The sequence below is a fragment of the Acidocella sp. genome, assembly GCF_013044125.1.
Classification (GTDB): domain Bacteria; phylum Pseudomonadota; class Alphaproteobacteria; order Acetobacterales; family Acetobacteraceae; genus Acidocella.
This window is the reverse complement of record NZ_JABEVC010000151.1, coordinates 1-10,796: the sequence shown is the minus strand read 5'-3', so window position 1 is coordinate 10,796 and position 10,796 is coordinate 1. Positions and strand designations below refer to the sequence as shown.

Below are 10,796 nucleotides of genomic sequence, written 5' to 3'. Positions count from 1 at the left end.
GGCGATCAATCTCTCCCCTCATCAGTTCCATGGCGAATGGAACTACACAATCACCCCCAACACAGGGTAAACGACCAGTTGTTTATCAACAGGCCCTAACAGCCAGTCGACAGCATGTAGAGAATCGCTTCAACAATCACGCGCAGCGATACCGAGCGTGACCGTCCACGTGGCGCCGGTGCAACAGGCGGTCGGCGTTGAAGACACCGGAGAGCATGTACAAATTCCTCATGGCCAGCACCTGCGCGCCCGATGCGGGAGAGTCATGTACGCGCCCGCAAGGCGCGGATGCTGGCGCAGGGCGGGAGATCACGGAAGATTGCTGGTGGATGCCGTCAATCCAGACGGGGCCGGATCAGAATGGCCTTGCGCTGGGACTGCGCGCGCTGCCGGGTAGCATTATCGTTGATGCATCTGCAAAACGTTACATGAACAAGGCACGCTCATATATGGCAACCGGCAAAATCATGTACAAGCATGGCGCTGCAAATGAACGCCATTGGCTGATTATGGATGGAAGGTTTCTCAAGCGCTACATGTTTGCGGAATTATCACAAAAATCAATTCGCAATCAGATGCTCAAAAGCGGGTTTCTGCAACGTACGGACAGCGTCAGCGATCTTGCGGCGAAGTGCGGAATTGATCCAGCCATATTGCAAAACACAATTGACCGGTTCAACAGTTTTGCCCGGCATGGCGTGGATGAGGATTTCAGGCGCATTTAGTTCGACCAGCACCCGTCGATGAGATGAATGGCGCCCGAGGTAAAGGCTGACTCGTCCGAGCCAAGATAAACTGCAAGGGCTGCAATTTCCTGCGGCGTTCCAAGTCTGCCCATCGGCTGGCGCGCGATGAAGGCTTGGCGTATCGCCACCTCGCTCTCTCCCCGCTGTAGCGCCAATGCCTGGATGCGCTCCTGCAACGAGGGGGATTCAACCGTTCCTGGGCAAATGGCATTGCAGCGTATGCCCTGCGTCACAAAATCCGCCGCGACGGACTTCGTCAGGCCGATCACCGCGGCCTTGCTCGCGCCATAGGCAAAGCGGTTCACGACCCCCTTCACGCTGGACACCGCAGACGCCATGTTGATGATGGATCCGCCGCCGCCCGCCAGCATGCCCGGCAGAAAGGCACGAATCGTATGGAACATGGCCGTGGCATTAATCGCAAAAGAGCGGTCCCAGGCTGCATCGTCGCAATCCAGCACAGTGCCCTGGTGCACATAGCCCGCGCAATTGAAAAGGATATCCATGTGCCCCAGCTCTGCCGCCAGAGCCTCGGCCGCCCCCGGGGCCGTCACATCCAGATGGCGGGTTTCAACCCCCTCCAGGGTAAAATCCGCAATATCCGTGGCAATCACCCTGGCGCCCTCGCGCACGAAGGCCTCCGCGCTGGCGCGCCCTATGCCCTGCGCCGCCGCCGTGACCAATGCCGTTTTTCCCGCCAGCCTGCCTGCCATCTTTCCCGCTCCTTCGTGCTGTTTAACTGAATATGCAAATCATGCCGGCAGCGAGCAAGTCATGCCGCCCAGCGCAAAACCAGGGGGTCGAGCCGGCGCGCGGTCTCAACCAGCCCTGCGCGTGTCGCCGGGTGCAGCGGCGCAATGGGGTGGCGCCCTGCCGCGCAGGCAATCACCCCGCCTTCTTGCATCAGCGCCTTCGCCGCCAGCAGGCCACATTGCCGGTTCTCGAAATTGATCAGCGGCAGGCAGCGCTCATAGCCCTGCACCGCTGCCTCGCGCCTTCCGGCCAGATAGTCATGCACAATCGGCCGGATCAGATCCGGGAACCCCCCGCCGGTCATGGCCCCCGTGGCGCCCGCATCCAGATCAGCCAGCAGCGTGATTGCCTCCTCACCATCCCACGGTCCTTCGATGGCCGCGCCACCCGCGGCAATCAGCGCCCGCAGCTTGGCCGCCGCCTGCGGCACCTCGATTTTGAAGTAGCTGACATGCTCGATCTCGCGCGCCAGAGACGCCAGAAACTCCACCGGCAGGACCGTACCGCTGACCGGCGCATCCTGGATCATGATGGGAATATCCAGAGTGCCCGACAAAACCTGGAAAAATTCAAAAATCTGCGGCTGTGCCGCGCGGATGGTCGCACCATGATACGGCGGCATCACCATCACCATCGCCGCCCCCAAATCCTGCGCCCGCCGGCTGCGCGCGGCGCAGACATGGGTGCTGAAATGACTGGTCGTAACAATAACCGGCACCCGCCCCGCCACATGCGCCAACGCCACTGTTGTCAGCAGATCGCGCTCGCCGTCACTCAGCACGAACTGTTCCGAAAAATTCGCCAGAATGCACAGCCCGTCGGACCCGGCATCGATCATGAAATCAAGGCAGCGCCGTTGCCCCTCCAGGTCGAGCCGCCCTGCCTCGTCGAAAATCGTCGGAACCACGGGGAAGACGCCACGAAAAGGCGGATTTGGATGCAGGCCGCTCATTATAACTCCAGACGCAATGTAGAAAACAAATCAGACCACCGGGAGAGGCAACGCCACGGCGCCAGGCGCGCGCCCCCTCAGCCCTGCACCCGGTTGGCTTGGTACTCCCGGCGCACGATATCGAAGAGTTCCGCCGCCGAAGTCTCAGCCGAGCGCCCCTCGAAAGTGCAGGTGCCGCGCTGAATCATCATCACCCTATCGGCTACATCCAGTGTCTGGGCGTAATTATGCGCGATCATGATCATCGAGACATCGCCCCGCGCCTTCAACCGCTCGATCAGCGCAATGATAAGCGCCGCCTCGCGTGCGCCCATTGCCGCCAAGGGCTCATCGAGCAGCAGGATTTTGGCCTGCGAGGCAACGGCGCGCGCAATCGCCACGGCCTGGCGCTGCCCGCCCGAGAGCGCGCCAACTTCCACATCGACAGATGGAATGTTCACGCCAATATCCTCAAGCGCCGCCTCCGCCTTTTTGCGCATCGCCCTATGGTCGAGCAGAGGCAGCGGTCCGCGCCGCAAAATCTCACGGTTGAGGAACATGTTATGATAAACAGACAGCGTATTGATCATCGCCAGATCCTGATACACGCACTCGATCCCGAAGCTGCGTGCATGATCCACCGATGAGAGCATCACCTTCGTGCCATTCACCAGCAGTTCGCCCGATGTCTGTTGATGATAGCCAGTGAGGATTTTCATCAAGGTTGATTTTCCCGCACCGTTATCGCCCAGGATGCCCAGCATCTCGCCCCGCGCCAGCGTGAGGGAAATGTCGCGGATTGCCTGGATGTTCCCGAAACTTTTCGAGATATTATGCGCTTCAAGCGTCAATGGGTTTGTGTTCATTGTCTTAAATCCGGTTCCGGAGCCGCAGCTTGGCGAATTGAACATTGGTGATCATCGTGATCAGGATCGCCGCGCCGGTGATAATATCAAAGGTGAAGGCGTTGATGCCCAGCAATGTGAAACCGTCCTGAAGAATCCCCAGCACCGCGGCGCCGATAAATCCACCCAGAATTGTCCCAGAGCCGCCCAGTAGGGAGGTGCCGCCAATCACCGCCGATGCTATGGCAAGAAACATCACATTGGCGCCGCCGGCATTCGGGTCGATGGAGGTGACATGAAACGCATTGAGAATCCCGGCAAAACCGCCGAGCACGCTGCACAGCACAAAATTTCCCATCTTGATCCGCGCGGTATGAATACCCGCCTCAGCCGCCCCGGTGGGATTGCCCCCAACCGCGATGGTGTGCAGCCCCCAGCGCGTATTGCGCAGCACCAGGTGCAACACGAGCGCGATGAACGCCGCCCAGAAAACCTCGCTATAGTTCCACCCGCCCAGAATGGCCGCCAGCGGGGTGCTCGGCGTGTCAATCGGGAAGCCGCCGCTCAACGTCAGCGTAAGCCCGTTGATGAGCAGCATCGCGCCGAGGGTTGTGATGAAGGAGGCAACACCAAAAAAGACGGTTATAAAACCGATCGCCAGCCCCAATAGTCCAGAGACAAGCAAAGCCACGATAACCCCTGCGAACAGAGGCAGACCGGCGGCGGCCGTGAAATGCATCACGAATGGCGCGAAGGCGAAAACCTGGCCGACCGAAAGATCAACCTCCCCGCAGATCAGCAGCATGATCTCGCCACAGGCGATGATCGCCCATGGTGAAAAAAACTGACTGACCGTGCTCAGGTTCGCGTTTGTCAGAAAATTAGGACTCAACACCTCAAATGCAACAAGGAGGATGATCCCAACCACCGCAATACTGGCTTCCGGCGCCCGCACAATGAATCGCAACAGGAGATGATGCCAGTGTGACTTCGTGGATGCTAAACCCGGCTGCGCCGCCGATCTGCTTGTCATCTTATCTTACCCTTAGATCGCGCCGGAACGTGGAACAACCTGTTGCACGGTGCTGTCGCCTTCAAACCGTGTCTTGGTCGAAAGGTACGGAGCAACGGACGCCTTGGTCACGAATTTAAGACCCGTGTTGATATCGGCCGGCCCCACAAGACCCCCCGAAGACAGGAACATGACCATTTCCATGACCGTATAAAAACCTTGCAGATAAGGCTGCTGATCAATGGAGAAGTCGAGAACGCCCTGGTCGATATATTCAAGCGTCCGCGGCACCAGATCAAACCCGCCGCCATAAATCCCCTTGGCGCGCAGACCCGATTCCTTGATGACCTGACCAACGCATTGCGTCGATCCGGCATCCACCGCGAACATGCCCTTCACCGATTGGTTCCCCAGGTAGTAGGCCTTGATCTTGGGCAACTCCTCGTCCAGCGTTGCCCCGCTGGCGATGGAATCATAGGTGATCGGCTTGCCCGAAGCCTTGATCGCGGCGATTGCCCCATCAATACGCGGTTGAATATTCAATTGCCCCGGCGTTGCGATGAACAAGCCGACATGGCCAGAGCCGACCAGATCGACAATGCGATTGCCCATCTGATAGCCCGAATTGAACAGGTCCTGGCCGATATAGGCGAGACGCTTGTTGCCGCTATTGGCCGGCGCATCGGCATTATAGGCAAATACCGGAATGCCGGCCTGCAAGGCGCGCGCCGTTGGCTCGTTGAAGGCCGTGGGATCGACAATGCACACGCCGATCGCGTCGGCCTTCGCGGCAATCGCAGCGTCCATCGCGTTTACCATCTCGCCGACGACGGCGGTTTCAGATCCGGTCCATTGGTAGCCGCAGCCAAAATAATCGCAGGCATCCTGAATGCCGTACTGGGTGGCGACAAAGAATGGATTGGTCGTCACATGATTGACGAAAACGAGCTGCCATTTTTTATGCGCGGGCAGCGGGCCATTTTTGCCCATATCGGCCAGCGCCGGCTTGGCCATGGCGGCCATGCCTGCCGCCGCCACCAATGCGGGAGCGCCTTGCATGATCATGCGGCGGCGCAGCGAAATTTTATTGAGATCCGAATTCTCGTCAGTCATTGGATGATGCTTCCTCTTGTTTTCGTTTTTGGAGTAATTAATCGGCGATTATTTCGTTTTTTATTGAAATCAACGGAATAATCGCTTCCGGCGCCTCAACGTCTGCGCGGCCTTCATGCTCAGGCCGCAGAAAGAATCGGGGAAATGATGCAAAGCATGACACGCCTCCTCTTGTTGCCTTTTTTTACGCCTGGCATTCCGGCTTATGGCACCTCTTGGACAGATGCCCGCCGCGCAGTAAGTTTCACTAACGATTAAGAACGGTCTTGATATCTGTCAAATAATCATTTTCGCGCGAGAGATATCCGTTCTGATATTACCCAGATAGCCCCCGCCATCGCCAGCCTCACCCTGCAAAGCGCCCAGGCAAAAGGCCAACAACCCCTGGGTCCAGTTCAAACAACGCGCCCGCAAGCGGTTCTGCCGCCCGCGCCGCCGCGGACAGGCCGGCAGCCGCGCTGGTTACAAACAGCCGGTCCAGCCGTTTGCCGCCAAAGGCGCAGCTCGTCACCTGCGAAACCGGCAGTTCGATCGCGCGGTCGCGTGTTCCATCCGGCAGAAAGCGCGTTACACGCCCTCCCCCCCAATGCGCGACCCACACGCCTCCTTGCGCATCCACCGTCATACCATCCGGGTAGCCGTCCTCAGGCTGAAAACATACGAACACTTCGCGTTCAGCCAACCCTCCATCCGCCCGGCGCCGGAACCGGTAAACTGTACGCGCCGCGCTATCGGTGTGGTAGAGTGTCACACCGTCCGGGCTGAAGGCCGGGCCATTGGCAACGACATAGCCACTATCCTCGCGCCGCAGGCTGAAATCCGCCCCCAAAGCATAGAGAGCGCCGTCCGGCCGCCGCTCCGTATCATCCATCGTGCCAAGCCAGATGTTTCCAGCGCCATCAGCCTTCGCATCGTTGAGCCTGTTGCCCGGCAGCTCCGCTTCCACATCCAGCTTTGCCTCGAACACAGGCGGTTCAGACATATGCAATACGCCAATTGCCTTGCCCAAACCAGCGATAAAGCCCGAAGCATGCCGCCGCGCGATAACCCAGCATAATTGCGCCGGCATAAGCCAGCGCGTAACCGCATCATCGGTCATATCATAACGGTTGAGCTGGCGGCCCTTTATATCAACCCAATAAAGCGCATTCTCCTCCGCGATCCAGACCGGACCTTCTCCAAGGAGCGCGGCCGCCGGATCGAGAACACGCACCACCGGCTAAACCCATCCGGCATCGATAATATATTGCTGCGCCGTACAAGCCGCGCTGTCATCGGCTGCCAGAAACAGCGCCATGGCCGCAATATGCTCCGGCTGCACGCGCAGCGGCAGGCATTGCCGTTTCGCGCGCTCCGCGTCAGCCTCGGGCGTCAGCCAAAGTTTCAGCTGGCGCTCAGTCATCACCCACCCCGGTATCAGCGTATTCACCCGGATATTATCCCCACCGAAATCACGGGCGAGGCCGCGCGTCAGCCCGTGCACGGCGGCTTTCGCGGAGGTATAGGCGGGCATCCCCCCCTGCCCGATCATCCAGCTCACCGAGCCAAAATTAATGATCGACCCCGCGCGCAACGCCTGCATGCCGGGCACCACGGCCTGCGCCGCAAAGAACATCGGCCGCAGGTTGATCGCCATCTGGTTGTCCCAGTATTCCGGCGTCACACTCGCAATCGCATGGCGCTGGTCGTTGGCGGCATTGTTCACCAGCACGTTAATCGTGCCGAGCTGCGCGGCAACCTGCGAAATCGCCACGCGTAACGCCGCGATATCACGAATGTCGCAGCGCAGATACAATGGGGCGTTCCCAGTCTCCTTGCCGACAGCCTCAACAAGTGCAACCGATTCCGCCTCGGCTATATCCACAAACGCGACCTTCGCGCGTTGCGCGGCAAAGGCCCTGGTCAGTGCGGCGCCAATGCCGCTTCCGCCACCCGTGATAAATACAACGCGGCCTTCCAGGCTGGGGTATTGTGCAGACATCACAGCATCCTTCAATGTGATTCACGCTTTACGACAGATCCGCTCGCGCCGACCAGAAAGTCAAGATCGGCTCCCTTATCCGCTTGCAGCACATGATCCACATATAATTTGTACCATCCGCGCGCCGGGCTCTCGGGAGCCTGCCAGAACTGGCGGCGGCGCGCCAGCTCCTCATCCGAAACATCCAGGTGCAGCCGCCGCGCGGCCACATCCAGCTCGATCATGTCGCCGTTTTCCACCAGCGCCAGAACTCCGCCCGCCGCCGCCTCGGGAGAGACATGCAGCACAATCGTGCCATAAGCCGTGCCGCTCATTCTGGCGTCGGAAATACGGACCATATCGGTGATCCCCTTGCGCAGCACCTTGGGTGGCAAAGGCATGTTGCCCACCTCGGCCATGCCCGGATAACCCTTGGGCCCGCAATTCTTCAGCACCATGATGCAGTTTTCATCGATGTCCAGAGACTCGTCATCGATCTTCTCATGAAAATCCTCAATCGTCTCAAACACAACCGCCCGGCCCCGATGCTTCATGAGCGCCGGCGTCGCCGCCGAGGGCTTCACGATCGCGCCGTTTTCCGCAAGATTGCCCCGCAAAACAGCAATACCAGCGGAATCCTTGAACGGCGCATCATAGGCGTGGATCACATCCCGGTTATAGCATGCCGCCGCTTGCGAGTTTTCGACAATCGATCTGCCATTGACCGTTTTCGCCTCGTTATGCAGCAGATGCGAGATCTCCCGGATGATCGCAGGCAGCCCGCCCGCGTAATAAAAATCCTCCATCAGATATTTTCCCGATGGTTGCAGGTTGAGCAGACAGGGCAGATCGCGGCCAAGGTGATCCCAATCATCGAGGGAGAGTTCAACACCGATCCGCCCGGCCAACGCGATCAAATGGATGACCGCATTGGTCGACCCGCCAATGGCCGCGTTCACACGGATCGCGTTCTCAAAGGCTTCACGCGTCAACACCTTGTCGATGGTCAGATCCTCATTCACCATTTCAACAATGCGCCGCCCGGTGAGCTGCGCCAAACGCTTGCGCCTGGCATCCACCGCCGGAATGGCCGCATTCTCAGGCAGAGACATGCCCAAAGCCTCAACCATGCTCGCCATCGTGGATGCCGTGCCCATCGTCATGCAAACGCCCGAGGAGCGGTGCATGCAGGACTCAGACGCCACGAATTCATCCATGGTCATTTGCCCGGCGCGCACCGCCTCGGACATCATCCAAACCCCCGTTCCCGAACCAACATCCTGGCCGCGGAACTTTCCATTCAACATCGCGCCGCCGGAAAGGCCGATTGTCGGCAGGCCAACGCTGGCCGCGCCCATCAACAGCGAGGGTGTGGTCTTGTCACACCCCATCAGCAGCACCACCCCGTCGATCGGATTGCCGCGTATGCTTTCCTCAACATCCATGCTGGCAAGATTGCGAAACAGCATCGCCGTAGGCCGCAACTGCGTCTCCCCCAGCGACATAACGGGAAACTCCAGCGGAAACCCGCCCGCCTCATACACGCCACGCTTGACGAATTCCGCGAGTTCACGAAAATGCCCATTGCAGGGGGTCAGTTCCGACCATGTATTGCAAATGCCAATAATCGGCCGGCCATCGAAGAGATCATCCGGATACCCCTGATTCTTGATCCAGCTTCGGTGCACAAACCCATCACGGTCTTTTTTGCCAAACCATTCCTGGCTGCGGCGCTGTTTTTTAGCGGGCGCGCTCACAATTGTCCTCCAAAACGCACACCAGGCGTCAGATCAGGATAGACCATAATGTTTCCTCGGTTTTTATATTGGCATCCGCAAAGCACGAACGCTATCTTTACATACGAACCACCGCAATAACCGTCAAATAACAAATTACCAGCATTACATAACCATTTGGTTATCGAACCTCTATCCGGCCGCAGCCGCAAGCTCCGGCGTTCTGGCTCTTGCCGCGGCAATGCCGGCAATCGCGTCATACAGGATAAGCGCACCGGGCGAGAGCGGGCGCTCCCCCAGCCGCAACAGCCCATAAGGCTCCACACTCAAGGGATTCGCAAAATTCAGGATCCGAATCCGCCCCATTCCAGAGAGAAGTTTCGCCACCTGCATCTCCATGGCGGTAATCGCGTTGGAACGGTCGACCATGATCATGGCCATCACGGCGGAGGTTGAGCTGATGACATCCTCCGGCGGCGCCAGCCCGGCCGAGAGAAACGCGTCATCAATCATCCGGCGCAGCGGCGCACCCCGCGGCTGCAACACCCACGAGCAGGCGGCCAGATCATGGATCGTGAGATCATCCCGCTCGGCCAGGGGATGCCCCTCGCGGCAGAGAAAATGAATGGTCTCGCCCCAAAGCTCGCGATACTCAAACTGCCCCGGATCCATGTCCCGAGGAATGCGCGCCAGGCTGAAATCTATAGCGCCTTCAAGCAGGCGATTCGCCAGAACACCGCTCACATCCAGCTCGATGGTGATGCGCAAGCGCGGATGCGTGGCATGAACCCGGTCAATCGCCTCAACCAGAAGCTCCACCATTGGCGCCATGACCGTCCCCACGGTCACAACGCCCGAATCTCCATTCGAGATGGCGATAATCTCATCGCCCGCGTGCACCAGCGTCCGCAACACAATCTTTGCATTGCGGATCAGAATTTCCCCCTGGATATTCGGCTTCAACCCACGCGGGTGCCGCTCGAACAATGGTTGATTCAGAATATCCTCAACCTCGGAGAGAAGCTTCGATGCCGCGGGCTGCGCGATATTCATCGCTTCAGCGGCGCGGTGCAGGTTGCGGTGCTCATCAAGCGCCACAACCAGCCGCAAATGCCGCAACTTCAGCCGCGAACGCAAAAACCAATCTTTTGCAAGGCGATAGGCCATTCTTTATCTCCCCGGTCCCCGGTCTCGCGAGGTTAGGGAACCTGCATAGCCATTTGGTTATCGGTTATCCAGCACAGAGAACAAGCCTGTTATGGCTTAATTTCCGCCGGCGGCCAGGGCGGCATCATAGGCGGCCACAGTCTCACGCGCCCGCGCGCCAACCTCTCCAGCCGTGCTTCCTGGCATGTAAAGGCTCGTGCCCAACCCAAACGCCCGCACACCGGCGCGCAGATACGGCGCGAAATCGGCCACGCCAACGCCGCCCACGGCGCCAATCACGCAATCGGGCGGCAACACAGCGCGGATGGCGCCAATGCCGCGCGGGCCGAGCACGGATGCGGGAAAAAACTTCAGCGCCGAAGCCCCGGCGCGCAGCGCCAGCAAAGCCTCGCTTGGGGAGAACACCCCCGGCATCGTCACCATGCCGCGCCGCGCCGCCGCGCGCAGAACCCCGGCATCCGTATTCGGCGCCACCAGCAACCGCCCGCCGGCATCGGCTACCGCCGCCACCTCCGCCTGGGTCAGCACCGTCC

At 59.4% G+C, this 10,796-nt stretch carries 11 protein-coding genes; 1 reads left to right on the top strand and 10 read right to left on the bottom strand.

All coding sequences use genetic code 11. The features are described from left to right. Window positions 1-215: 215 nt before the first annotated feature. Window positions 216-725, top strand: a complete 510-nt coding sequence (locus HKL97_RS09320) for an FAD-binding protein (protein WP_291424659.1) — start codon at window positions 216-218, stop codon at window positions 723-725. Here the strand turns inward: HKL97_RS09320 and HKL97_RS09315 are convergent. From HKL97_RS09315 to HKL97_RS09270, 10 genes are all read right to left on the bottom strand, one after another. Continuing rightward, entirely contained in the window at window positions 722-1,459 is a 738-nt protein-coding gene (locus HKL97_RS09315; protein WP_291424657.1) for an SDR family oxidoreductase, read from the bottom strand. The genes HKL97_RS09320 and HKL97_RS09315 overlap by 4 nt on opposite strands. A gap of 59 nt (window positions 1,460-1,518) precedes the next feature. Next, window positions 1,519-2,451, bottom strand: coding sequence for a dihydrodipicolinate synthase family protein (locus tag HKL97_RS09310; RefSeq protein ID WP_291424655.1), 933 nt, complete (start codon window positions 2,449-2,451; stop codon window positions 1,519-1,521). A gap of 77 nt (window positions 2,452-2,528) precedes the next feature. Continuing rightward, window positions 2,529-3,296, bottom strand: a complete 768-nt coding sequence (locus tag HKL97_RS09305; protein WP_291424653.1) for an ATP-binding cassette domain-containing protein — start codon at window positions 3,294-3,296, stop codon at window positions 2,529-2,531. 4 nt (window positions 3,297-3,300) lie between these two features. Then, window positions 3,301-4,170, bottom strand: coding sequence for an ABC transporter permease (locus HKL97_RS09300; RefSeq protein ID WP_291424661.1), 870 nt, complete (start codon window positions 4,168-4,170; stop codon window positions 3,301-3,303). Window positions 4,171-4,320: 150 nt separating this feature from the next. Next, on the bottom strand, window positions 4,321-5,310 hold the full coding sequence (locus HKL97_RS09295) for a sugar ABC transporter substrate-binding protein (protein WP_291424651.1): 990 nt from the start codon (window positions 5,308-5,310) through the stop codon (window positions 4,321-4,323). Window positions 5,311-5,746: 436 nt separating this feature from the next. Further along, a complete protein-coding gene (locus tag HKL97_RS09290; RefSeq protein WP_291424649.1) occupies window positions 5,747-6,613 on the bottom strand; it encodes an SMP-30/gluconolactonase/LRE family protein in 867 nt (288 codons plus the stop codon). Between the two features lie 6 nt (window positions 6,614-6,619). Continuing rightward, on the bottom strand, window positions 6,620-7,381 hold the full coding sequence (locus HKL97_RS09285) for an SDR family NAD(P)-dependent oxidoreductase (protein WP_291424647.1): 762 nt from the start codon (window positions 7,379-7,381) through the stop codon (window positions 6,620-6,622). Window positions 7,382-7,392: 11 nt separating this feature from the next. Then, a complete protein-coding gene (locus tag HKL97_RS09280; protein WP_291424645.1) occupies window positions 7,393-9,117 on the bottom strand; it encodes an IlvD/Edd family dehydratase in 1,725 nt (574 codons plus the stop codon). Window positions 9,118-9,288: 171 nt separating this feature from the next. Continuing rightward, entirely contained in the window at window positions 9,289-10,263 is a 975-nt protein-coding gene (locus HKL97_RS09275; protein WP_291424643.1) for a LysR family transcriptional regulator, read from the bottom strand. A 96-nt stretch (window positions 10,264-10,359) separates the two neighbouring features. Continuing rightward, window positions 10,360-10,796, bottom strand: a 437-nt coding sequence (locus tag HKL97_RS09270) for a 2-dehydro-3-deoxy-6-phosphogalactonate aldolase (RefSeq protein WP_291424641.1), incomplete at its 5' end; no start/stop codon positions are given.

Coding starts and splice junctions, on each gene's coding strand:
- HKL97_RS09320 (WP_291424659.1), top strand. CDS start 216: ATGTACAAATTCCTCATGGCCAGCACCTGCGCGCCCGATGCGGGAGAG.
- HKL97_RS09315 (WP_291424657.1), bottom strand. CDS start 1,459: ATGGCAGGCAGGCTGGCGGGAAAAACGGCATTGGTCACGGCGGCGGCG.
- HKL97_RS09310 (WP_291424655.1), bottom strand. CDS start 2,451: ATGAGCGGCCTGCATCCAAATCCGCCTTTTCGTGGCGTCTTCCCCGTG.
- HKL97_RS09305 (WP_291424653.1), bottom strand. CDS start 3,296: ATGAACACAAACCCATTGACGCTTGAAGCGCATAATATCTCGAAAAGT.
- HKL97_RS09295 (WP_291424651.1), bottom strand. CDS start 5,310: ATGGCCGCCATGGCCAAGCCGGCGCTGGCCGATATGGGCAAAAATGGC.
- HKL97_RS09285 (WP_291424647.1), bottom strand. CDS start 7,381: ATGTCTGCACAATACCCCAGCCTGGAAGGCCGCGTTGTATTTATCACG.
- HKL97_RS09275 (WP_291424643.1), bottom strand. CDS start 10,263: ATGGCCTATCGCCTTGCAAAAGATTGGTTTTTGCGTTCGCGGCTGAAG.